26 protein-coding genes are annotated in these 21161 nt (G+C 63.2%); 20 read left to right on the forward strand and 6 right to left on the reverse strand.

The genetic code is table 11. The features are described 5' to 3' along the window. Positions 1-26 precede the first annotated feature (26 nt). Positions 27-593 carry an elongation factor P gene (gene efp / locus NKH29_RS04310; protein WP_023678016.1) on the reverse strand — a complete coding sequence of 189 codons (567 nt, stop codon included), beginning with the start codon at positions 591-593 and terminating at the stop codon, positions 27-29. 138 nt (positions 594-731) lie between these two features. Beyond that, positions 732-1604, reverse strand: a complete 873-nt coding sequence (locus tag NKH29_RS04315) for a LysR family transcriptional regulator (protein WP_352480922.1) — start codon at positions 1602-1604, stop codon at positions 732-734. Positions 1605-1699: 95 nt separating this feature from the next. On the opposite strand from NKH29_RS04315, the gene NKH29_RS04320 reads away from it, so the two are divergent. Then, complete coding sequence (locus NKH29_RS04320; RefSeq protein WP_352999094.1) at positions 1700-2716, forward strand: zinc-dependent alcohol dehydrogenase family protein; 1017 nt, start codon at positions 1700-1702, stop codon at positions 2714-2716. 45 nt (positions 2717-2761) lie between these two features. Here the strand turns inward: NKH29_RS04320 and NKH29_RS04325 are convergent, their stop codons facing one another. The 3 genes from NKH29_RS04325 to NKH29_RS04335 form a co-directional block, all read right to left on the reverse strand. Further along, entirely contained in the window at positions 2762-3793 is a 1032-nt protein-coding gene (locus NKH29_RS04325) for a tetratricopeptide repeat protein (RefSeq protein WP_023719623.1), read from the reverse strand. Position 3794: 1 nt separating this feature from the next. Continuing rightward, positions 3795-4442, reverse strand: a complete 648-nt coding sequence (locus tag NKH29_RS04330; protein WP_023719622.1) for a thiamine phosphate synthase — start codon at positions 4440-4442, stop codon at positions 3795-3797. Positions 4443-4618: 176 nt separating this feature from the next. Continuing rightward, a complete protein-coding gene (locus tag NKH29_RS04335; protein ID WP_023719621.1) occupies positions 4619-5503 on the reverse strand; it encodes a DMT family transporter in 885 nt (294 codons plus the stop codon). A gap of 133 nt (positions 5504-5636) precedes the next feature. Between NKH29_RS04335 and NKH29_RS04340 the strand changes: the two genes are divergently transcribed. Together NKH29_RS04340 and NKH29_RS04345 are read left to right on the forward strand one after the other, a co-directional pair. Continuing rightward, positions 5637-6086 (forward strand): Lrp/AsnC family transcriptional regulator, encoded by a 450-nt coding sequence (locus NKH29_RS04340; protein ID WP_023719620.1) that lies wholly within the window; start codon positions 5637-5639, stop codon positions 6084-6086. Positions 6087-6181: 95 nt separating this feature from the next. After that, the gene (locus NKH29_RS04345; RefSeq protein ID WP_023719619.1) at positions 6182-6952 is read left to right on the forward strand and encodes a sulfite exporter TauE/SafE family protein; all 771 of its coding nucleotides are present in this window, start codon (positions 6182-6184) and stop codon (positions 6950-6952) included. A 40-nt stretch (positions 6953-6992) separates the two neighbouring features. On the opposite strand, the gene NKH29_RS04350 is transcribed toward NKH29_RS04345, so the two are convergent. After that, positions 6993-7544 carry a DUF2269 family protein gene (locus tag NKH29_RS04350; RefSeq protein ID WP_023719618.1) on the reverse strand — a complete coding sequence of 184 codons (552 nt, stop codon included), beginning with the start codon at positions 7542-7544 and terminating at the stop codon, positions 6993-6995. 578 nt (positions 7545-8122) lie between these two features. Here NKH29_RS04350 and rcdA point away from each other — a divergent pair. From rcdA to tilS, 17 genes are all read left to right on the forward strand, one after another. Beyond that, positions 8123-8650 carry a protease adaptor protein RcdA gene (rcdA, locus tag NKH29_RS04355; protein WP_023719617.1) on the forward strand — a complete coding sequence of 176 codons (528 nt, stop codon included), beginning with the start codon at positions 8123-8125 and terminating at the stop codon, positions 8648-8650. A 307-nt stretch (positions 8651-8957) separates the two neighbouring features. Continuing rightward, positions 8958-9470 carry a crossover junction endodeoxyribonuclease RuvC gene (gene ruvC / locus NKH29_RS04360; protein WP_352999096.1) on the forward strand — a complete coding sequence of 171 codons (513 nt, stop codon included), beginning with the start codon at positions 8958-8960 and terminating at the stop codon, positions 9468-9470. Between the two features lie 56 nt (positions 9471-9526). Further along, entirely contained in the window at positions 9527-9796 is a 270-nt protein-coding gene (locus NKH29_RS04365; RefSeq protein WP_023719615.1) for an AbrB/MazE/SpoVT family DNA-binding domain-containing protein, read from the forward strand. After that, complete coding sequence (locus NKH29_RS04370) at positions 9774-10196, forward strand: type II toxin-antitoxin system VapC family toxin (protein WP_023719614.1); 423 nt, start codon at positions 9774-9776, stop codon at positions 10194-10196. The genes NKH29_RS04365 and NKH29_RS04370 overlap by 23 nt, the downstream gene beginning before the upstream one ends. Positions 10197-10209: 13 nt before the next feature. Continuing rightward, positions 10210-10830, forward strand: coding sequence for a Holliday junction branch migration protein RuvA (gene ruvA / locus NKH29_RS04375; RefSeq protein ID WP_352494155.1), 621 nt, complete (start codon positions 10210-10212; stop codon positions 10828-10830). A 67-nt stretch (positions 10831-10897) separates the two neighbouring features. Next, the gene (locus tag NKH29_RS04380; RefSeq protein ID WP_352494156.1) at positions 10898-11182 is read left to right on the forward strand and encodes an AbrB/MazE/SpoVT family DNA-binding domain-containing protein; all 285 of its coding nucleotides are present in this window, start codon (positions 10898-10900) and stop codon (positions 11180-11182) included. Next, entirely contained in the window at positions 11179-11583 is a 405-nt protein-coding gene (locus tag NKH29_RS04385) for a type II toxin-antitoxin system VapC family toxin (RefSeq protein ID WP_352494157.1), read from the forward strand. Before NKH29_RS04380 ends, NKH29_RS04385 begins: the two co-directional genes overlap by 4 nt. Further along, a complete protein-coding gene (gene ruvB / locus NKH29_RS04390; protein ID WP_352494158.1) occupies positions 11580-12620 on the forward strand; it encodes a Holliday junction branch migration DNA helicase RuvB in 1041 nt (346 codons plus the stop codon). Before NKH29_RS04385 ends, ruvB begins: the two co-directional genes overlap by 4 nt. 125 nt (positions 12621-12745) lie before the next feature. Beyond that, positions 12746-13216, forward strand: a complete 471-nt coding sequence (ybgC, locus tag NKH29_RS04395; RefSeq protein WP_023719610.1) for a tol-pal system-associated acyl-CoA thioesterase — start codon at positions 12746-12748, stop codon at positions 13214-13216. A gap of 297 nt (positions 13217-13513) precedes the next feature. Further along, positions 13514-14224, forward strand: coding sequence for a protein TolQ (gene tolQ / locus NKH29_RS04400; RefSeq protein ID WP_023719609.1), 711 nt, complete (start codon positions 13514-13516; stop codon positions 14222-14224). A gap of 9 nt (positions 14225-14233) precedes the next feature. Then, a complete protein-coding gene (gene tolR, locus NKH29_RS04405) occupies positions 14234-14692 on the forward strand; it encodes a protein TolR (RefSeq protein ID WP_352909911.1) in 459 nt (152 codons plus the stop codon). 7 nt (positions 14693-14699) lie between these two features. Further along, positions 14700-15857, forward strand: coding sequence for a cell envelope integrity protein TolA (tolA, locus tag NKH29_RS04410; protein ID WP_352494161.1), 1158 nt, complete (start codon positions 14700-14702; stop codon positions 15855-15857). An 80-nt stretch (positions 15858-15937) separates the two neighbouring features. Next, a complete protein-coding gene (tolB, locus tag NKH29_RS04415) occupies positions 15938-17209 on the forward strand; it encodes a Tol-Pal system beta propeller repeat protein TolB (RefSeq protein ID WP_502900346.1) in 1272 nt (423 codons plus the stop codon). Positions 17210-17253: 44 nt separating this feature from the next. Beyond that, complete coding sequence (locus NKH29_RS04420; protein WP_352480916.1) at positions 17254-17631, forward strand: four helix bundle protein; 378 nt, start codon at positions 17254-17256, stop codon at positions 17629-17631. Positions 17632-17862: 231 nt separating this feature from the next. Beyond that, positions 17863-18369: a peptidoglycan-associated lipoprotein Pal gene (gene pal / locus NKH29_RS04425; RefSeq protein ID WP_352480915.1), complete on the forward strand. Its 507-nt coding sequence runs from the start codon at positions 17863-17865 to the stop codon at positions 18367-18369. Positions 18370-18556: 187 nt separating this feature from the next. Continuing rightward, positions 18557-19666, forward strand: coding sequence for a tol-pal system protein YbgF (gene ybgF, locus NKH29_RS04430; protein WP_352999097.1), 1110 nt, complete (start codon positions 18557-18559; stop codon positions 19664-19666). Between the two features lie 54 nt (positions 19667-19720). Then, the gene (gene tilS, locus NKH29_RS04435; protein WP_352787893.1) at positions 19721-21145 is read left to right on the forward strand and encodes a tRNA lysidine(34) synthetase TilS; all 1425 of its coding nucleotides are present in this window, start codon (positions 19721-19723) and stop codon (positions 21143-21145) included. Positions 21146-21161: the final 16 nt, after the last annotated feature.

The raw sequence follows: 21161 nt of genomic DNA on the forward strand, positions 1-21161 counted from the left end.
AGTCTGCCACTTTTCGGGATCACGCCTCAATCGGCGCGGCGCACGTAAGTGATTTCATTGGTGTCGACGATGATGCGCTCGCCCGAGCCGATGAACGGCGGCACCAGCACACGGATGCCGTTTTCGAGTATCGCCGGCTTGTAGGACGAGGCTGCCGTCTGGCCCCTCACCACCGGGTCGGCCTCGGTGATGGTCAGCGTCACCTGGTCGGGCAGCGAAATGCCGATCGGCCTTTCGTCATAGAGCTGGACCGTCACCATCATGCCGTCCTGCAGGAAGGCGGCGCGATCGCCGACGAACTCCTTCTGCAATTCGAGCTGCTCGTAGCTTTCGGTGTCCATGAACACCAGCGCGTCGCCCTGCTCGTAGAGGAAGGAAAAATCCTTCAGATCGAGCCGGATCTGCTCGACCGTCTCGGCCGAACGGAAGCGCTCGTTGAGCTTGGTGCCGTTGATCAGGTTCTTGAGCTCGACCTGGTTGTAGGCGCCGCCCTTGCCGGGCTTGACGGTGTTGGTCCTGACCGCCACCCAAAGGCCGCCATCATGCTCGATGACGTTGCCGGGACGGATTTCGTTGCCATTGATCTTGGCCATGGTGAGGTGATCCGGAAATGAGATGATCGCCGCAAAGGGCAATTTGGCGCCTCCAAGACCACAAATCGCTAGCAGAGGCAAGGAGCGCCTTCCGATGAAGCGGGAACGAAGCTCGCCCGGCAGCGCGGCGCGGCAGCCTCAGTCCGTCCTGACGATGGCGGTTACGGCCGCGCTCATGGCGTCGGCTACCTCTGTTAAAAGATGCAGGTGCGGCGAACGCAAGACGACAATTCGCAGCGACAGCTCGAGGCCGGGAGCGTCGACCAGGGCAATGCCCTCCGGCAGCTTTTCCTGCAGCAGCCGCTTGGGCAGCAGGCCAAGGCCTTGGCCTCGACGAACCCAGTCGATCTGCAGCGCGCTGTCCTGAATCTCGGCGCCGACCATCAACCTGTGGCCGCCCTCGGCAAGGGCAGCCGCCAGCCGCCGGCGCGCGTCGCAAGGTTCAGGACTGAGAACCCAGGGCATGGTCTTGACGTCGGCTTGCCGGCCGGTGTTTTCGGCGGCGATGATGGCGAGGGGCTCGGTTCCGACAACGCCGTCGCCAGTTTTGGAATTGCCGCCGTCCAGGATGAAGGCGAGGTCGAGCTGTCCGCGCTTGTGCTGGTCGGCCAGCTCAAGGCTCCAACCGCTCTTCAGACGCAGCGAAACCTTCGGAAACCGCGCCACGGCATCAGCAATGGCGGCGGCCACGGCTTTGTCGCAAAGTCCATGGGCGAGGCCGAGCCGCAGCAGACCCTCCGGCTCGTTGCCCCTGGCGAATGATCGCAGCGCGTCGACGGCGGCGAGAATGTCCTTGCCGCGTGCCAGCACCTCTACGCCGGCCGGGGTCAGTCGCGACGGCTTTAGCCGGCGGTCGAGCAATTCCGTGCCGAGCATCTCCTCCAGCCGCTGGATCTGGCGGGTGACGGCCGGCTGCGTCAACGGCAGGCGTCGAGCCACCTTCTGAATCGAACCCTCCTCGGCAAAGAGGGCCAGTGTTTTCAGTTCTTCGAGCACGAGACACCTGAACATGTCAGAGAGGCATAATTATGCTGAACATTATGAATTTGAAATCCGATGGATGGCAAGCGATTTTCCTCCGGCAGGACCAGCAGAGAAGGAACACGATGAAAGCGATCGAATTGCAGAGCCCGGGCGGCCTCGAGAATCTCAGAATGGTCGAGCGGCCGATGCCTGAACCAGGGCGCCAAGAGATGATTGTGAAGGTGAAGGCGACGGCGCTGAACTACCGCGATGCCGAGATCGTCCGCGGCAGCTATCACACGAAATTTGCATTGCCGCTGGTGCCGCTGTCGGACGGCGTCGGCGAAGTCGTAGCCGTCGGCGCCGAGGTCAGCCGGTTCAAGATCGGCGACCGGGTCTGCGGCACGTTCTGGCAGCGCTGGGTCGGCGGCAGTTTCGCGATGGCCGAGCCCTCCTATCAAGGTGGCGGCCCGATCGACGGGCTGCTCAGCGAATTTGCTCGGCTCGATGAACAGGCGGCGGTGCTGGCGCCGGCCAATCTGAGCGACTTCGAGGCGGCGACGCTGCCCTGCGCCGGCGTGACGGCATGGCACGCGCTGTTTACAGAGGGCAGCGTCAAGCCCGGCGACACCGTACTTTGTCTCGGCACCGGCGGCGTTTCCTTGTTTGCGATGCAATTCGCCGCCGCTGCCGGGGCGCGCGTCATCGTGACGTCGAGCAGCGACGAGAAACTTGCACGGGCAAAGCAACTGGGCGCGCATGATGGCGTGAACTATCGCAGCGTCCCGGACTGGGCATCGGCCGTGTTGGGATTGACGGATGGGCGCGGCGCCGACCATATCATCGAGGTTGGCGGACCGCAGAGTTTTACACAATCGCTGAGGGCAGCGGCGCGCGGCGCCCAGATCAACGTCATCGGCTATCTCGGCGGCAGTGACGGCGCCATCAACCCGCTCGACATCTTCCGCCGGCAGGTCAGGGCGCGAGGCATACCGGTGGGCTCACGCGAATCCTTCGAGGCGATGAACCGCGCCATTGTCGTCAACCGATTGAGACCGGTGATCGACCGGGTCGTACCGTGGACCCAGGCCGCCGAAGCCTTTCGGTACCTTGAACACGGCTCGCCCTTCGGCAAGGTCGTGCTCGATCATACGCAATGAGCCTCGCGCTTGCGAGTCCGGGTGCAATGAGTCGCGAGATCACAGTCAGGGCAGGCGATTGGCCCGTTGCAGCGCCTGCTGCGTCTGCTCGTCGGTCAGGCCCTGCAGGAAATCGTCCATCTCTTGGTCGATGAGCCCAGCGCGGCGGGCGACAACATACCAGGCGCCGGCGAGGATCAGATCCGGATCGGTGCCGATGCCGTTCATGTAGAGCTTGGCGAGACGGTTCTGGGCGGCGACGTTGCCGCCTTCTGCGGCCTGCTTCATCCAGTTAAAGCCCGATTTCAGGTCGCGGGCGCCGCCGCGCCCCTCGATCATCCAGGTGGCGAGATCGATCTGCGCCGTGTCGTAGTTCTGCCGCGCAGCCTGTGCCAGCAGGCCGCGGGCGCGGACATCGTCGCGCGGCTTGCCGCCGGCGCCATTGGCGTAGACCTGTGCCATCGCATATTGTGCGTCGGCAAGCCCGGTCGCGGCGGCGCGCTCGTAATAGGATACGGCTTTGGCAATACCGGCATCGCCGGGCTCCTGTTCGACCATCAGCTGGGCAAAATTAAACTGCGCCAGGCGGTTGCCGGCTTCGGCGGCGGCCTGCATCAGCGCATAGGCCTCCTTCTCGTCCTTTTTGACGTAGCGGCCATCGAGCAGCATCAGCGCATACTGGAATTGCGATTCCGGGATGCCCTGCTCGGCGGCAAGCGCATACCACTTCGCCGCCCCTGCCGCGTCGACCGGCACGCCGAGGCCGCGCGACAATATCTCGGCCACCAGCGTCTGTGCCGCCGGATCGCCGTTTTGAGCACGGGAAATCGCAAGGTTGTAGGCCGTCTTGTAGAGGCCGCGCTGAAAGGCGCCGTAGGCGGCGTCGGACGGTTTTGCGCCGAAGCGGTCGGGGTTGATGGTATCGGCCGACGGCAAAGGGGCCGTGGTGGCGGGCTGCGGCAATGGTGGGAGAAACGGCTTGTCGGCAGGCTCGCTGGAATCCGGCCTCGGCTGCGGCAGCGGAACGGGTTCCGCCGCTATCGCCTGGGTTACGGCCGTTGCGAGAAAAGCGCTGAAAAGGATCGTCCGAGAGAGCACGTCAGTCCTCGAAGCGCGGTGCGGTTTCGTCGAGCAGCGCGTTGGCGGTGGCAACCGCCGTCTTCGGATCGACGTCGCCGGCGAAAACCGCGCTGGAAAGCGCCACGAATTCGGCACCGGTGGCGGCGACAGCTTCCACCGAGGCAAGATCGGATCCGGCCATGACGATGCAAGGGATCTGGATCACGTCCGCCCACCATTGCCCGAGCGACAGGTTGCGGGGATGCGGCTCCGGCTTGTTGTCGTAGCCGAAGCGACCGAAGAAAATATAATCGGGCCTGACCTCGCCAAGTTCCAGCGCGTCGTCGCGGGTCTTGGCGCCGCCGGTGCCGACCATCATCCTGGCCTGGAAGTGTTCGATCGTTTCGGCGAGCTCGTCCTTGCCGACCTCGACATGGATGCCGTCGGCCTGGACGCGGCCGGCGATGCGGGTGTCGCCAGCAATGATGACGGCAATGCCGGCCGCTTGCGCCACCGGCACGATCTGCTCGGCAAAGGCCTGGAAGGCGGCCTCGTCCATGCCGTTTTCCGGCAGGATCAGCGAGGCGACGTCACCGCCGTCGAAGGCTGCGGCGATGCGCTCGGCCGGCACGTTCGGCGGCGCGATCAACACGATACGGCAGCGGTTGGGGGGCGTTGCGTCATTCATTGGTGTTCGGTCCCGGTTATCGCCTATGCCGGGCGAAGATGGTTGCATTGCGGCATAGAGCAAAGTGCGGGGATTGAACAGGCGGCAGGGGGATCACGATTGCCGGCTAGATCTATCGGGGCTCGGCGCATGACTACCGTTGGCCGAAATTCTCCTCGCCTGGTCGCTTGCGGGCTCTACGCAGGCACTTTCGATTTCCAAAGCGACCAGCCGAGGTTCATGCCGGCGGCGGCGACCAGGATGGCGGCGGCGCCGGCGATCTGCGCCGGATGCAGCCGGTGGCCGAAGGCGACGACGTCGACGAGGATGGCGACGACTGGATAGATGAAGGACAGCGACCCCTGCAGATGCGTCGGCAGTTTCTGGATGGCGCCGTACATGAGGATGTACATCAGGCCGGTATGGACGATGCCGAGCGTCGCCAGCATGACCCAGCTCCGCGCATCGGCGGGAAGGTGGGTGAGATTGGCGAAAGGTGCCAGCATGAGAACGCCGACGCAGACCTGGATCAGGGCGATCAGGTGCGGCGGCGTGCCTTTGAGCTTCTTGGTGACGATAGCCGCAACGGCCCAGAAGAAAGCCGCGGCCAGCGCCATCGCAATGCCGGTAAAGTAATCCGTACCATGATCGCCTGCATCGGGCGCGGCCTGCACGATCAGCAGCATGCCGGCGAAGGCGATGCCGAGCCAGGTCAGCTTGGTCACCGTCAGCCGTTCGGAGAAGAAGAGCGCGCCAAAACCGACCAGCATGAAGGGTTGCGTATTGTAGACAGCCGTGGCGATCGAGATCGACGCGCGGGAAAACGCGCTGAACAGCAGCAGCCAGTTGATAACGATGGCAGCACCGCCGAGAGCCGCGATCGCGACAATGCGAAGCGACAGCCTGCCGCGCAGCAGTCCCAGCGCCGTGCAGATAACCAGCAGCGTTACCGCACCGAAGGCGCAGCGCCAGAACACCACGTCCATGATGGGTTGGCCGGACAGGACGACGAACCAGCCGATCGTGCCGAGGATCGCCATCGCCGCAGTCATTTCGATCGTGCCGCGTACCGTGTTGTCCATGGATGCTCCCGAAACCCGTTGAGATTCTATAATCCCACGGCAGATATGGGCCTTTCCATGACTTGTAGCTGGTGATATGCAGAACGAACCTAATTTAATTAGGTAAACATCGGCTTTTTCTTGGAATTGTAAAATGCTGGACGAGCTCGATAGAAAGCTCCTCGATATCCTGGTCAGGGATTCACGGACCTCGCTGAAGGAACTGGCGCTGCAGGTCGGGTTGTCGTCGCCAAGCGTTTCGGAGCGGCTTCGGCGGCTTGAGGATCGCGGCGTCATTCGCGCATTCACCATCGACATCGATCCGCAGGCGCTCGGCTACGCCTTGCAGGCGATCGTTCGCATCCGGCCGTTGCCCGGTAAGCTGCACATCGTCCAGAAGCTGATCGAGGAAATCCCGGAATTCGGCGAATGCGACAAGGTGACGGGCGATGACTGCTTCGTCGCCCGGCTGTTCGTCCGCTCGATCGGCGAGCTCGACGGGATTCTCGACCGCATCGCCGACAAGGCCGAAACCAGCACCGCCATCATCAAGGCGCAGCCGATCCGGAGACGCCCGCCGCCGCTCGACATGCCAAATATGTGACGGGCTCCGGTGGCGTGGCCCACGTATTTGCGGTCGCGGTCTGGCCATTTCTGGTCTATTCCAGAGTTCAACTTTCCCTCCAGCCTCCTTTCCCCATGTCAGGCCTGCTCATCGATCCCTGGTTCTATGCCGCGGCCATGCCGGCCGTCATCCTCGTCGGCCTGTCGAAAGGCGGCTTCGGCGGCGCCGTCGGCTTTGTCGGCGTGCCATTGATGGCGCTGACCATGCCGCCGGTTCAGGCTGCCGCAATTCTTCTGCCAATTCTGTGCCTGATGGACATTGTCTCGGTGTGGACATGGTGGGGTATCTTCGACCGCAAGATGCTGGCCGACATGATGCCGGGTGCCGTGATCGGCATTGCCCTTGGCTGGCTGACGGCGGCACTTGTAACCGAAGAGATGGTCCGGCTGATCGTCGGCGCGGTCGCCCTGATCTTCGTGCTGCGCTGGCTCTATTTGCAACTCCGCCACGGTGCCGGCCACGCGGCGGAGCCCAACCGCGTTGCCGCCGGCTTCTGGGGTACCGTTGCCGGGTTCACCAGCTTCGTCGCCCATGTCGGCGGCCCGCCTTTTCAGGTCTATGCGTTGCCGATCAGGCTGGATCCGAAGGTGCTGTCCGGCACCGCGGCGATCTTCTTCGCCGTCACCAATGCACTGAAGCTCATCCCCTATTTCGCGCTCGGCCAGTTCGACACCACCAATTTGACCGCGTCGGCGGTGCTGATGCCGCTGGCGCCGCTGTCGACAATCGCCGGCGCCTGGCTGGTGCGGCGGATGCGGCCGGAGCTGTTCTATCCCTTCACCTATGCGACCGTGGCGGTCGTCGCGGTCAAGCTTCTGTGGGACGGCATCGCCGGCCTTCTGTAAGACGGCGGCCCCAGGCGGCCGCCGCCGGATTCCTTAAACCTCAGGCGGCACTCGGCAGCAGCGGCCGCGTCCTGCCAAGCGCGAGAGCAGCGCCGGTTGCCAGCACGAACGCCATGCAGCCAAGAATGGTGATGTCGTGCAGTGTCGGCTTCAGCACCATGTCCGCGATGATCATCAGCATCACCGAATAGTCGAAGCGCGCGGCATTGAGGACGCGCTGGCCCTGGGCAAGCACCGCCGGCGTCACGCCATCCTTGGCGATCATGCCTGCCATGCGGTCGGCAGTCGGCTTGAAGACGAACATGCCGATGCAGAAGGTCGTCGCATAACCGGCAAGGCCGATCAGCACCCACAAATCGGAAAAGCCGACCCAGAAGCCGCACATGATGAGGCCGAAGAGCAATGTCAGCATCGACATCGGCGCGAAGAACCGGTTACCGAGCTCGCCAGTGGCGCGCATCGCCTGCAACATGCCTTCGACGTTTCCAGCGCGGTCGGCGCGTACCGCAAGCAGCATCAGGGTGAAGCCGCCGCCGACCCAGAGGATCGCCGAGACGATGTGCAGAAATTTAACGGCCGAGTACCAGTCCATTGTTCGCTCCTTGAGAAATTTTGATGATTGCCGGAGCGCAATTTTGCTCCGCCTCGTTGCGAGGAGCGGGCGTTTAGCGCGGCGCCTGTTTCGGAACGATGTCGCGCGGCGAGCGGATCTGTTTCGGTATGTCGGTCACGATCTGGAGGAACCGTGGCGCAAGCGCGTCGCCCCCACTTTCCAGCCGGTGGTGAGAGCGGCGGCTTAGCCGGCCATCTGTGCTGTTACGGCACAGATGCTGGGCGCTTGATCGAAAAATATGCCCTGCGTTAAGGCTTTGTTAAGCTTTACAGGCGTTTACTATGTCCATCCAGTGATCTGGATTCTTACCGAGTGGTTGGAGCCACTTTGTTTGACGCCTCCCTGTTAAACTCCTGAGAGCCGCCTTATCCGCGGCTCTTTTTTTGTTCGCCGGCATGGAGCCCCTTGGGCCAAATGCGGCCGTTAACCGTTTGTTAAACATGTGCTTGCCTTCGCCGGCAGCGAAGCGCATTTTCAAGCTTCAGTCGTTTAGGCTGCCGGATATGGCGGCCAAGAGCCGAATCGGCCGGCTGTCAGGCAAGTGCAGGGGCGCAGCGATGAACGAGCCTTCGAAGGCGAGCGCGAACACCATCAAGCTGGCGGAGCGCCGGGTTTTCTCCCAATCCTTCAAGCCGCTCTATCAGGAAGGCATGGGCTTGGTCGAGCAGGCGGCCGAATATCTCGACGGCAAGGGCCGCGCCGAGGCCAAGAAGCTGTCGAGGCTGGCGGCGACGCTTTATGCGGCCGAGTCGATGCGGCTGACCACCAGGCTGATGCAGGTCGCCTCGTGGCTGCTTTTGCAGCGGGCGGCGAATTCCGGCGAGATGACCCGCGATCAGGTGGCTTCCGAAAAATCCAAGGTGCGTCTCGACACCGCCTCCGCGCATGACGAGGCGCCCGGCTGGGCCGAGCTGCCGACGGATTTCGTCGACCTCGTCAACCGCTCGCTGCGCCTGCAGGCGCTGGTGCGCCGCATGGACGAGGAGATCTATGGCGGCCTCGCCGAGGTGCCTCAGTCGAGCCGTCGCCTCAATCCGGTCTCCGACCAGATCACGTTGCTCAACACGGCTTTCGCCCGCGGCTGAGAGACCGTTTGGAAACTCTACTCCAGCGGCCATCTGGCGGCGTTTTCTCCGCTTACCTGCAGCGCCGCGTCCTTTTGGACGCGCAAAGGACGCTGCAGCACTTTGATTGCGCATGATCCCCTCGGGATCACGCGTGGGCTCACGGACCCAAATGTCCGCTGCGCTCCGGTTCTCGAAACCACCACCATATGACTCGCCGGAGCGACCTTTCGAAACGGTCTCAGAGGCTTTGTGGACATCACGAGCCCCGTTTCTGGTTTGTTCACATTTCGCTGGCATCGCTGCCCGCTGAAGGTAGACTTGGCGGATGGGGAAAGCGATTCGCATCATCGGCATCGATCCGGGGCTTAGGCGCACCGGCTGGGGCATCGTCGAAAGCCTTGGCAATTCGCTGCGCTTCGTCGCTTCCGGCACAGTACGGTCCGACGACAAGGCGGCGCTGGCGGTGCGTCTTTGCCAATTGCATGACGGGCTTGCCGAGATCCTGCATGCCACGATGCCGCACGAGGCGGCGGTGGAGCAGACCTTCGTCAACAAGGATGCCGCGGCGACGCTGAAACTCGGCCAGGCACGCGGCATCGCCATGCTGGTGCCGGCGCGCGCCGGCCTTGCCGTTGCCGAATATGCGCCCAACGCCGTCAAGAAGGCGGTGATCGGTGTCGGCCATGGCGACAAGAAGCAGATCCATATGATGGTCAAGGTGCTGATGCCGAAGGCGACTTTCGACACCGACGACGCCGCCGATGCGCTGGCCATCGCCATCTGTCACGCGCATCACAGGCAGAGCATCGCCTACAGGATGGCGATGCTGGCCGAATAAGTTTGTTCTTGACTTGTTCTCCAGTGAACAATAAGTAATACCAACGAGGTATTACCATGCGCGTTACCACCAAGGGCCAAGTGACCATCCCGAAGGAAATACGGGATCATCTGGGTATCGGCCCGGGCTCGGAGGTGGAGTTCGTCCCCACCGAGGACGGTGCTCGTGTCATTGCGGTCGACGAAAACATGTCGAAGGAGGAAGCCTCGCGCAGATTCAGCCAGATGCTCGGCCGTATGGCTGGTACGCTGGATCTGGGGGGCATGACGGCGGACGAATATGTGGAATGGCTGAGGGGCCCGCGTGAAGACCTCGACATTGATTGACACAAACGTCCTGATCGACGTTTGGGGTCCTGCCGGACGGGAGACGAAATGGTCGGCATCAGCAATTACCGCATGCCGGCGCGACGGCGCACTCGTAATCAATGCAATCGTCTGGTCCGAACTCGCGCCGTTGATCGCGACCGAACAGGCCCTTCGCCAAGCAGTCGACATGCTCAAGATGGATCGCGAATTCCTGCCGTGGGAAGCGGCCTTCCTTGCTGGTGTCACGCACTCCCGCTATCGCCGCGCCGGCGGCCTCCGCGAACGAACGCTGCCGGATTTCTTTATTGGAGCCCATGCGGTTGTCGCTGGGCATCGCCTGCTGACGCGCGATGCCGCGCGCTATCGCAGCTATTTCCCGGACCTCGATATCATCTCTCCGGAAACCCACCCGGCATGATCGGCAAGCTCAAATGATCGGCAAGCTAAAAGGCACGCTGGACGAGATCGACGAGGATTTCTGCATCGTCGACGTGCATGGCGTCGGCTATGTCGCCTATTGCTCGGCGCGCACGCTTGCCGCATTGCCGCCGCCCGGCGAGGCGGTGATATTGTTCATCGAGACCTATGTGCGCGAGGATATGCTGCGGCTCTATGGGTTCCAGTCGGTGCTGGAGCGCGAATGGTTCCGGTTGTTGATGAACAATGTGCAGGGCGTCGGCGCCAAGGTGGCGCTGGCCATCCTGTCGACGCTGGCGCCGGCCGACCTCGCCAATGCGATTGCGTTGCGCGATATCGCCATGGTCAGCCGCGCGCCGGGCGTCGGCAAGAAGGTGGCGGAGCGCATCGTCACCGAGTTGAAGAACAAGGCGCCGGCCTATGCGGGCACTGCCTCCGGCACCATCGGCCTGAGGCAGGAGCTCGGCGAGGGCGTTGCTTCGGCGCCGATTACAGACGCCGTCTCGGCGCTGGTCAATCTCGGCTATTCGCGCGACACCGCCGCCAATGCGGTGGCGGCGGCGCTGAAGACGGCAGGCGAGGAAGCGGACGCATCGAAGCTGATCCGCTTCGGGCTGAAGGAGCTGGCACGGTGAGACGTTGCTGGAAAGTGAAATTCCGACTACTATGTGATCGGTAAGAATTTTCTCCAGGAGTAAGAATATGGGCGCATATGCCAGTCTGACCTCCAAGGGACAGCTTACGATCCCAAAGGACGTCCGCGACGCCTTGTCGCTCAAGACAGGCGACACGATCGCCTGGACAGTCATGGATGGTTACCTGATCGGAACGCCGCGCAACCTCGGATTTGCCGACCTCGCCGGGTTCTTGGGAGATCCGCCTGGCGGTCCCGCTACGCTGGAGGAAATCGACGCCGCTGTGCGGGATGCGGTCGGCCGGCATGTTGTCGGGGATAGACCAAATGACGGACAAGAGGGTGCCGCTTGACGTCGATCGGCATCGATACCAACGTTCTGCTTCGCATGGTGCTCAACGATGATCCGGAGCAGCGGGCGAAGGCGCTTGCGTTCGGCCGCGGCCTCAGTCTGGAAATGCCCGGCTTCGTGAGCTTGATCGTGCTGGTCGAATTCAGCTGGTCGTTGGCTTCGCGCTACAGGCAGCCCAAGGAACAGGTGCTGGCCGCGATCCAGAGGCTGCTCAAGATCAAGACGCTGGAGTTCGAAGACTTCGATGCCATCGTCATCGCGCTCGAACGATCGAATTCAGTGCAGGTCGACTTTGCCGACGCGTTGATTGCGGAGCACAATCGAAAATTAGGTTGCACGCACACGGTCACCTTCGATCAGCGCGCTGCCAAGGCCATTCCCGGTATGGAACTGCTCGCATGAGCCTTTCGCCACGCCTCATTGCTCCCGACAAACGCGGCGAGGATGCCGAGCAGACCTTGCGGCCGCAGACGCTCGGCGACTTCGTCGGCCAGGCGGCGGTGCGGGCCAATCTCAAAGTGTTCATCGAAGCCGCCAAGGGCCGCAGCGAAGCGCTCGACCATGTGCTGTTCGTCGGGCCGCCCGGCCTCGGCAAGACGACGCTGGCGCAGATCATGGCGCGCGAGCTCGGCGTCAATTTCCGCTCGACCTCCGGTCCGGTCATCGCCAAGGCCGGCGATCTCGCGGCGCTGCTCACCAACCTCGAAGACCGCGACGTGCTGTTCATCGACGAGATCCACCGGCTCAACCCGGCGGTCGAGGAAATCCTCTATCCGGCGATGGAGGATTTCCAGCTCGACCTGATCATCGGCGAGGGGCCGGCGGCGCGCTCGGTCAAGATCGACCTGGCCCGCTTCACCCTCGTCGCCGCCACCACCCGGCTCGGCCTGTTGACCAACCCGCTGCGCGACCGCTTCGGCATCCCGGTCAGGCTCAATTTCTATTCCGTCGAGGAACTCGAGCAGATCGTGCGGCGCGGCGCCCGCATCCTTGCCATGCCGCTCGGTGACGACGGTGCTTTGGAGATCGCCCGGCGGGCGCGCGGCACGCCGCGCATCGCGGGCCGGCTGTTGCGCCGGGTGCGCGACTTCGCCAGCGTTGCCGGCGACGGCCATGTCGACCGCAGGATCGCCGACGAGGCGCTGACGCGGCTGGAGGTCGACGGGCTCGGCCTCGACGCGCTCGACCGCCGCTATTTGTCGATGATCGCCCGGAATTTCGGCGGCGGGCCAGTCGGCATTGAAACCATCGCCGCTGGGCTTTCCGAGCCGCGCGATGCCATCGAGGACATCATCGAACCCTTTCTGATCCAGCAAGGCTTTATCATGCGCACGCCGCGCGGCCGCGTGCTGGCGGCCAATGCCTGGCGGCATCTCGGCCTCGACGCGCCGAAGGACCTGGCGCAGCAGCAGATCAGCCTATTCCAGGAAGAGCCGTAAGTTCCGCTGCTTATGGCTTCGGTGCTGGCAGTTCCCGGCCCCGCCCTCCAGGTCTTGATCATCGCCGGTCTATGCGCAAAACAGGTGTTGCTTAAAACAGGGCCCGTCGGGCCAAAAGGACAGCAATGGACGATCACCGTGAATCGGCATTGTCCGCCGGGCTTTCCGGCGCGCTGACGGAATTCGGCCATCGATTGATGGCGCGGGTCTATTATGCAGACACCGATTTTTCCGGCGTCGTCTACCACGCGCGCTATCTCGAGTTCTTCGAGCGCGGCCGTTCCGATTATCTGCGCTTGGCCGGCGTCCACCACACCGAGCTTGCCGAGGGCAAACATGGCGAGAAAATAGTCTGGGTGGTGCGGCGCATGGAAATCGATTTCCGCGGTTCGGCCCGCATGGACGACATCCTGACCATCGATACGCGCACCGACGAGATTTCCGGTGCGCGGATCGTCATGGCGCAGCAATTGAAGCGCGGCAGCGAAGTGCTGGTCGAGGCGCGGGTCGAAGCGGCGATCGTCGGCGACAACGGACGGCCGCGGCGCTTTCCCAAGGACTGGATCGCAGCCTTCATGCCCAGAACGCGCAAATAAGGGTTCAGAGGCGGACAATCCCGGAGCTCTCGGTTAGGGGGCCAGGACCGCCGGCGGCTCGTCGGGGCGCGGCAATGCGCCGCGCTGTACGTCCTAACCCATCCTTAACCATAACGGTCCATGAAGGGATTGGTTAAGATTGGGAGAATCCAAGCGCCTTCCTTTCACCAATATTTGCCCCGAAAAGGCCGCCAATGGTGCATTTGGGGTTATTCCGCCAGCTTAACGCGAACGGACCACAAGGGATGCCCATGGGCCAGCCGCCAGCCACGCCCGGAAAATCTTTAAGGACGTAACATGGAAAACATCGCTCTCGCCGAACCGGGCGCGCATTTATCGATTTGGGCCTTGTTCATGCAGGCCGGTTGGGTGGTCAAGCTGGTCATGATCGGGCTGCTCTGCGCCTCGATCTGGACCTGGGCGATCATCGTCGACAAGCTCGTCGCCTATGCCCGCATGCGGCTGGCGCTCAATCGCTTCGAACAGGTGTTCTGGTCGGGACAGTCGCTGGAAGAACTTTACCGCACGCTCGCCGACCGCAAGACGACCGGCATGAGCGCGATCTTCGTCGCCGCCATGCGCGAATGGAAGAAGAGCTTCGAGAAGGGCGCGAAATCGCCGCTCGGCCTGCAGACCCGCATCGACAAGGCCATGGATCTGGCGCTGACCCGCGAGATGGAAAAGCTGGAAGGGCGGCTCGGCTTTCTCGCCACCACCGGCTCGGCGGCGCCCTTTATCGGCCTGTTCGGCACGGTTATCGGCATCATGACCTCGTTCCAGGCGATCGCCGCGTCGAAGAACACCAGCCTGTCGGTGGTCGCGCCCGGCATCGCCGAGGCGCTGCTGGCGACGGCCATCGGCCTGCTCGCCGCCATCCCTGCCGTCATCGCCTACAACAAGCTGTCGTCCGACGCGAGCAAGATCGCGGTGCGCATGGAAGGGTTCGCGGATGAGTTCTCCGCCATACTCTCGCGCCAAATCGATGAAAAAGTCGTGCAGAAGGCCTGAGGAACGATCATGGGAATGTCCGTAAGCGCAGGTGGCGGAGGACGCGGCGGGCGCGGCCACAGGCGGCGCGGCCGCCATCACGCCCTGATATCGGAGATCAACGTCACGCCGATGGTCGACGTGATGCTGGTGCTGCTGATCATCTTCATGGTCGCGGCGCCGTTGCTGACGGTCGGCGTGCCGATCGACCTGCCGGATACCCAGGCCAAAGCGATGAACGCCGATACGCAGCCTATAACCGTGTCCATCAACTCGGCCGGTCAGATCTACCTCCAGGAAACCGAGATCCCGATCGAGGAGCTGGTGGCAAAGCTGCAGGCGATCTCGAAGACCGGCTATGACGAGCGCATTTTCATCAGAGGTGACAAATCTACCGACTACGGCATGGCCATGAAGGTGATGGCTCGTATCTCGGCCGCCGGCTACAAGAATATCGGCCTGGTTTCACTGCAGGAACAGGATCAATAGACGCAAGATGAGGACCGGCCTCACCACATCGGTGATCTTGCATACGGTGGCGCTGGCCTTCGGCCTGTTCACGTTGTCCTCGCCGCCCGCGATGCCCGCGTCTGATGCGGAATCGGTGTCGGTCGAGATCGTGCCGATGGAAGCGACGGCACAGATCCTGCAAGGCGACAAGAAGGCTGTGATGCACGACAAGCCGGCGCCGGTGCCGACGCAGCGTCCCGACATCGTTCCCGACGCCCAGAAAGTCGGCGATAACAGCGTCGACACCGACAAGCCGCCGACACCTGAGCCCAAGCCCCAGCCGGTCGACATGACGGCGGCCCCGCCACCCGCGCCGACGCCGGTCGAAAAGCCCAAGCCCGAGGACGTGCCGAAGCCGAAGGAAGAGCCGAAGCCAATTCCCGCTACGGAGGTAGCGCCGGTGCCGCAGCCGAAGGAAGAGGTCAAGCCAGAACCGGTCAAGCAGACCGAGCCCAAGCCGACGCCGGCCAAGGAGCCGACGCCCACGCCGCCGCAGGACAAGACCGCCGCGATCGATCCACAGCCCGAGGTCAAGCCGGACGCCGTCGCCGAGGCGATTGCCAAGGAACCGCCAACCGAGGAGGCGCAGCTTCCCGACTCGGCCCCCGCGCCTGAGGCTCGGCCGAAGCCGCAGCCGGTCCAGGCCGAAAGCGCCAAGGCGCCGGAGCGCAAGGATGCCGACAAGCCGGTCAAGGAAGCCTCATCCAAGCCGAAATCGGACGACAAGCAATTCAACGCCGACGAGATTTCGGCTCTGCTCGACAAGCGGAAGCCGGCCGGTGGCGGCGCCAAGCGCTCGACCCAACAGTCTTCGCTCGGCGGCGACAAGGATCAGGGCCAGAAGCTCTCCAAATCGGAGATGGGAACCCTGGAAAATCAGCTTCAAGGATGCTGGACCCTGCCAGTCGGAGTGGAAGGCGCGGAGGATCTCGTCGCCGTGGTCCGCTTCAATCTTGACGCGTCGGGCAAGCTGGATGGCCGGCCTACTGTCGAAAAGTCGAGCGGAAACCGCCCGTTTGACGAAAGTGCCGTTCGCGCGGTTCAGAAATGCGACATGGCTGGCTTGCAGGTTCCCGCAGGCAAGCAGGACATCTGGTCCGACATCCAGGTCACTTTCGATCCGAGGGAGATGCTGGGCCTCTAGGCCGGCGCCCCCATAGAATCCTTGAAGAGAAGCGAGAAGACATGAAATCCATTCTCAAGCCGCTCCTGGCGATCGCAGCGATGGCGCTGGGCATGACCGTTGCTGCCACCCTGCCGGCGCGGGCGCTCGTTGAGCTCAACGTCAACAAGGGCAATGTCGAGCCGTTGCCGATCGCCATCACCGATTTCCAGGGCGGCGATGCGCTCGGCGCCGAGATTTCCGACATCGTCAGTGCCGACCTGAAACGCTCCGGCCTGTTCGCGCCGATCGACAAAAGCGCCTTCATCGAAAAGATCTCGAACCCTGATGCGACGCCGCGCTTCGAAGACTGGAAGGTGATCAATGCGCAGGCGCTGGTTACCGGCAGTGTCGGCAAGGAGGCTGACGGCCGTGTCCGCGCCCAGTACCGGCTGTGGGACACCTTTGCCGGCCAGCAGATGTCGGGCGAACAGTTCTTCGCCAACGACGCCAATACCAGGCGCGTCGCCCACATCATCGCCGACGCCATCTACGAACGGCTGACCGGCGAGAAGGGCTATTTCGACACGCGCGTCGTCTTCATCGACGAGTCCGGTGCCAAGAATGCGCGCAAGAAGCGGCTTGCCATCATGGACCAGGACGGCGCCAACGTCCGCTATCTCTCGAACGGCAAGTCGATCGTGCTGACGCCGCGCTTCTCGCCGAACCGGCAGGAAATCACCTATATGTCCTACGAGAGCGGTCAGCCGCGGGTGTACCTGCTGCAGATCGAGACGGGGCAGCGCGAGCTGGTCGGCAATTTCCCCGGCATGACGTTTGCGCCGCGCTTTTCGCCGGACGGCCAGAAAGTAATCATGAGCCTTCTGCGCGACGACGGAAATTCCAACATCTTCGCCATGGACCTGAGAAGCCGCTCGACGACCAGGCTTACCAATTCGACCGCCATCGATACCTCACCGTCCTACTCGCCCGACGGCAGCAAGGTGGTGTTCACCTCGGACCGCGGCGGCCGGGCGCAGATCTATGTGATGGGCGCCGACGGCTCGGGCCAGACCCGCATCTCGTTCGGCGACGGCGTCTATTCGACGCCGGTGTGGTCGCCGCGCGGCGATCTCATCGCCTTCACCAAGCAGACCGGCGGCGAATTCCAGATCGGCGTCATGCGCACCGACGGTTCGGGTGAGCGCATCCTGTCCACCGGCTTTCAGCAGGAAGGGCCGACCTGGGCACCCAACGGCCGGGTGGTGATGTTCTTCCGCGATTCCAATGGCGGACCAAAACTTGTGTCGGTCGACCTCACCGGCCGCAACGAACAGTCGATCCCGACAGCGAACTTCGCCTCGGATCCGGCCTGGTCGCCGCTGCTCGAATAGAGGAACTGAGGAATTGACGAACTGACGAGTTGAAGAACTGAAGAATGGAGAAGCCAGGGGCCTACATCGAGCACGCGAGGGATTTGGAAGTCTATAAGCGCGCCTATGCGGTTTCCCTTGGGGTACACAGAGCCACGCTTGCTTTTCCGAAAATGGAGCAATACGCGCTCGCCGATCAACTACGTCGTTCCAGCAAGGCGATCTGCGCCAATTTGGCTGAGGGTTTTGCCAAACAGACCCGCTCCAAGCCCGAATTCGCACGCTTCATTTCGATGGCCATAGGGTCATGCAGTGAAGTGGAGACGTGGATTTCGTATGCGTTCGACCTCGAGTATATCACACAGGTGCAACGCGACGACTGGTTGCAATCCTATGCCCGCATCTACGGAATGCTGGTCAATCTCAGAGAGAAGCTGAGGTGATCTCTTTCCTCAATTCCTCAACTCTTCAATTCTTCAATTCCCTCTTTTTCATGTTTTGGCCGCATTTCCGCCTACGGTCCGCGCTCATTGTCGCCCTTGAGTAGCCCTCGGCAGAACGGTTGTGGACGGCAGCCGAAACCAAATTTTAACCGTGTTTCTTGAGCGCCGGTTAACCCAAACGTGGTTACTGGACGATCAATGAAATCACTCGAATTGCGAAGGAGAGGCGGCATGGGCCGTATCGCAGCACTTACCACAAACCCGGTCATGATCGCGCTGGTCGCGATGCTCGCGATCACCGGTTGCGCCTCGAAGAAGACGCCAAACAGCGCCGCCGATCTCGGCCTCAACGGCGCTGGTGCGGCAACGCCCGGGTCAGCCCAGGACTTTACCGTCAACATCGGCGACCGCATCTTCTTCGACACCGATTCGTCGTCGATCCGCGCCGATGCGCAGACGACGCTGGCGCGCCAGGCACAGTGGCTGAACCAGTACAAGCAGTATGCCATCGTCATCGAAGGCCATGCCGACGAGCGCGGCACGCGCGAATACAATCTGGCGCTCGGCGCCCGCCGTGCTGCCGCCACCCGCGACTTCCTGGTCGCCAAGGGCGTTTCGGCGCAGCGCCTGAAGACCATTTCCTATGGCAAGGAGCGTCCGGTCGCGGTTTGCGACGACATCTCCTGCTGGTCGCAGAACCGCCGCGCCGTAACCACCCTGGGCGGCGCCGGCTCCTGATCGGCACAAATGCAACACTTGGTGCGAAAGGCGGCCAAAGGGCCGCCTTTTTCATATCTGCCCGCTCCAAACAAAATTTGGCCGAAGTCTCACGTCCTGTTAAGAGCCGAGAGCGTCTGGCTAGTCCCAGTTGGCTGGTCTACTTCGAGTGAGAGGCGCGCAACAACGGTTTCACGGCGAGAGGCACATGCATTTCAGATCGGTCTTGAGCGGCACGCTTGCGCTGCTGCTCGTATCAAGTATCGCGGCACTTGCTGACGGGGCAAGCGGCACCGGGCAGTCATCGGAAAGCGGCTTTTCCTTCCATCTGCCGACGATCAAACTGCCCGGCATTTTCGGTGAAAAGAAAAAGCCGGATCAGGTTCAACTCGCGCAACAGGATGGCACCGGCACTCCGGCGCTGGAGGAACAGCTCCGGCAGATGAACGGCAAGATCGAGGAACTCAACTTCCAGGTCCTGCAGATGCAGGAGCAGATCCGCAAGCAGCAGGAAGACAACGAATTCCGCTTCCAGCAGTTGGAAGGCGGTCCGCAAGGCGCGCAGCAGCCGGCCGAGCAGAAGAAGTCCGAGGCGGCGCCCAACAGCGACAACCCCAACGGCGACAGTAACGTGGCGGAGGCGCCTGCAACGCAGGCTCCGGCCGCTGCCGACACGCCGCCAGCCGGCGACAAGAGCGTCGAGGACGTCATCGTCGAATCGCCCAACGGCGATCCCGGCAAGCTGATCCCCGGCGCGCCGCCCAAGACGTTCGGCACCATCACCGTCGACAAAAACGGCAATGTCGTCGAAGCCGATGGCAATGCGCAGGCGAACGCGCCGGAGCAGAATACGGCCCCAGCCAACGGCGCCAACGCAGCCGGCAACAAGGCCGGCAAATCCGACGATACGGTGGTCGCGGCACTCCCCTCGACCAACGACCCGGAGGAGCTTTACCGCAACTCTTACCAGTTCATCCTGTCGGGCGACTACAGCACCGCCGAACAGGGCTTCCGCGACCATATCGCTCGGTTTCCCCGGGACGCCAAAGCGGCGGACGCGCATTACTGGCTCGGTGAATCGCTGCTCGGCCAGCAGAAATACCGCGATGCGGCCGAGACTTTCCTCGCAGCCAGCAAGGACTATCCCAAGGCCAAGAAAGCGCCAGACATGCTGCTGAAGCTCGGCGTCTCACTGGTCGGGCTGAAGCAGCGCGACGTGGCCTGTGCCACCTTCAGCGAGATCGGCAAGCGCTACCCCGATATTTCCGGCGCGCTCAAGGAGCGGGTCAAGCAGGAAAGGGCACTCGCGGCGTGCTAGTTTTTCTGTTGCACGTCGTTGCCCCAAAACCGGGCCCACTTTTGGGCGACATGCATGACGCTCGACACCGAGCCTGATCTTTCGGATTTTTCGCGGATCGACTTTTCCAACGGCGCTGTTGTGGCCGTGTCCGGCGGCAGCGACTCGACCGCCCTTCTCCTCCTCCTCCTCAAAGCCCATCTCGACCGTACCGCACCGGCAACGAAATTGCTGGCGGTGACGATCGATCACCAATTGCGGCCGCAAGCGGCAGCGGAAGCGCAAGCCGTGGCCAGGCTGTGCGCGGCGCGCGGCATTGCCCATCGCATCGTCGTCTGGTCGGGGCACAAACCAGCGACCGGCCTGCCCGCCGCCGCGCGCGAAGCCCGATACCGGCTGCTCGCCGAGGCCGCCGAAGCGGCAGGCGTCGGGCTGATCCTGACCGGCCACACCGCCGACGACCAGGCCGAGACCGTGCTGATGCGGCAAGCGCGTGACGAGGTGCCAAGTGAGGAGAGGCCGCGGGGCCTTGCCGGCATGGCGCCGGCAACCCTCTACGACTGGCGGTACTGGATCGTGCGGCCGCTGCTCGGCGTGCGGCGTGCGGCGCTGCGCGAATTCCTCCGGCGCGAACAGGTCGCTTGGGTCGAGGACCCGACCAATGCCGACACTGCTTTCGAGCGCCCGCGCGTCCGCGCAGCACTTGTTGAAGGCGACGATGCGCTTCGCATGGCTGAAACGATGGCGTTGGCCAGAAAGGCGGCGGTCGAGCGTGAGCAGTTAGGACAGCGCGCGGCCATGCTGATCCGCGGCTTGGCCTCCAGGCCGGCCGCCGGCCTCGTCCGCCTCGATCAGGATTTTGCGACGGTCGCCGACCGCCGGGCGGCTATTTATGCGCTGCGCATCCTGCTGGCGGCGACCGGCGGTACCGCCTTCCTTCCCGACCAGGCCCGCGGCGAAGCCCTTTTCGGCCGGCTCCGGGCCGGGCCGCTTTGTGCCACATTGTCGCGGAGCGTGGTCGATGCCCGGCGTACCGGCATCTTTCTGCATCGTGAGTTGCGCGATCTGCCGCCCGCTGTTGCGGTTTCCGACAATGCCCTTTGGGACGGCCGCAGACGGATCACATTGAGCGACAGTTCAGGTGCATTGTTGATCGCGCCGCTGTTGGTTGCCCCGCTCGGGGTGGCTCTTGCCGCAAAGCGGGCAATTGCCGGGCATGGCACGCCGGCAAGCCTTGTGCGTGCCGCCTTGGCCGCCGAACCAGCGCTATGGCGGGATGGCGAGTGCCTTGGTCTGCCTGGGCAAGGCCCGGGTTTGCCTGAGGAAAGCCCGATGCCGGCGGCGGTCGCCGCATATCCGGCAGTCGCGCCCTTCGCCCGTTTCCTGCCGTCCTTCGATCTGGCGCCGGCCGATGCCGTCGCCGCGTTGCTTGGCGCGGCGCCGGTTCCAGCCGCGCCATTCGGCGGCCACAGTGCCGGCCTACCACGGGCGAAAGCTTAACCGAGACCTGCTGTTA

Source organism: Mesorhizobium sp. M1295 (genome assembly GCF_040318135.1).
Classification (GTDB): Bacteria; Pseudomonadota; Alphaproteobacteria; order Rhizobiales; family Rhizobiaceae; genus Mesorhizobium.

What these genes read in the sequence shown, in the direction of transcription:
- NKH29_RS04365 (WP_023719615.1), top strand. Translation starts at nt 9,527, where the DNA reads ATGCGCGTTACCACCAAGGGCCAAGTGACCATCCCGAAGGAAATACGG.
- ybgF (WP_352999097.1), top strand. Translation starts at nt 18,557, where the DNA reads ATGCATTTCAGATCGGTCTTGAGCGGCACGCTTGCGCTGCTGCTCGTA.
- tilS (WP_352787893.1), top strand. Translation starts at nt 19,721, where the DNA reads ATGACGCTCGACACCGAGCCTGATCTTTCGGATTTTTCGCGGATCGAC.
- NKH29_RS04330 (WP_023719622.1), bottom strand. Translation starts at nt 4,442, where the DNA reads ATGAATGACGCAACGCCCCCCAACCGCTGCCGTATCGTGTTGATCGCG.
- tolB (WP_502900346.1), top strand. Translation starts at nt 15,938, where the DNA reads ATGGCGCTGGGCATGACCGTTGCTGCCACCCTGCCGGCGCGGGCGCTC.
- tolA (WP_352494161.1), top strand. Translation starts at nt 14,700, where the DNA reads ATGAGGACCGGCCTCACCACATCGGTGATCTTGCATACGGTGGCGCTG.
- efp (WP_023678016.1), bottom strand. Translation starts at nt 593, where the DNA reads ATGGCCAAGATCAATGGCAACGAAATCCGTCCCGGCAACGTCATCGAG.
- tolR (WP_352909911.1), top strand. Translation starts at nt 14,234, where the DNA reads ATGGGAATGTCCGTAAGCGCAGGTGGCGGAGGACGCGGCGGGCGCGGC.
- ruvC (WP_352999096.1), top strand. Translation starts at nt 8,958, where the DNA reads ATGGGGAAAGCGATTCGCATCATCGGCATCGATCCGGGGCTTAGGCGC.
- ruvA (WP_352494155.1), top strand. Translation starts at nt 10,210, where the DNA reads ATGATCGGCAAGCTAAAAGGCACGCTGGACGAGATCGACGAGGATTTC.
- NKH29_RS04420 (WP_352480916.1), top strand. Translation starts at nt 17,254, where the DNA reads ATGGAGAAGCCAGGGGCCTACATCGAGCACGCGAGGGATTTGGAAGTC.
- ybgC (WP_023719610.1), top strand. Translation starts at nt 12,746, where the DNA reads ATGGACGATCACCGTGAATCGGCATTGTCCGCCGGGCTTTCCGGCGCG.
- NKH29_RS04350 (WP_023719618.1), bottom strand. Translation starts at nt 7,544, where the DNA reads ATGGACTGGTACTCGGCCGTTAAATTTCTGCACATCGTCTCGGCGATC.
- NKH29_RS04320 (WP_352999094.1), top strand. Translation starts at nt 1,700, where the DNA reads ATGAAAGCGATCGAATTGCAGAGCCCGGGCGGCCTCGAGAATCTCAGA.
- NKH29_RS04335 (WP_023719621.1), bottom strand. Translation starts at nt 5,503, where the DNA reads ATGGACAACACGGTACGCGGCACGATCGAAATGACTGCGGCGATGGCG.
- NKH29_RS04315 (WP_352480922.1), bottom strand. Translation starts at nt 1,604, where the DNA reads ATGTTCAGGTGTCTCGTGCTCGAAGAACTGAAAACACTGGCCCTCTTT.
- NKH29_RS04345 (WP_023719619.1), top strand. Translation starts at nt 6,182, where the DNA reads ATGTCAGGCCTGCTCATCGATCCCTGGTTCTATGCCGCGGCCATGCCG.
- tolQ (WP_023719609.1), top strand. Translation starts at nt 13,514, where the DNA reads ATGGAAAACATCGCTCTCGCCGAACCGGGCGCGCATTTATCGATTTGG.
- ruvB (WP_352494158.1), top strand. Translation starts at nt 11,580, where the DNA reads ATGAGCCTTTCGCCACGCCTCATTGCTCCCGACAAACGCGGCGAGGAT.
- rcdA (WP_023719617.1), top strand. Translation starts at nt 8,123, where the DNA reads ATGAACGAGCCTTCGAAGGCGAGCGCGAACACCATCAAGCTGGCGGAG.
- pal (WP_352480915.1), top strand. Translation starts at nt 17,863, where the DNA reads ATGGGCCGTATCGCAGCACTTACCACAAACCCGGTCATGATCGCGCTG.
- NKH29_RS04380 (WP_352494156.1), top strand. Translation starts at nt 10,898, where the DNA reads ATGGGCGCATATGCCAGTCTGACCTCCAAGGGACAGCTTACGATCCCA.
- NKH29_RS04340 (WP_023719620.1), top strand. Translation starts at nt 5,637, where the DNA reads ATGCTGGACGAGCTCGATAGAAAGCTCCTCGATATCCTGGTCAGGGAT.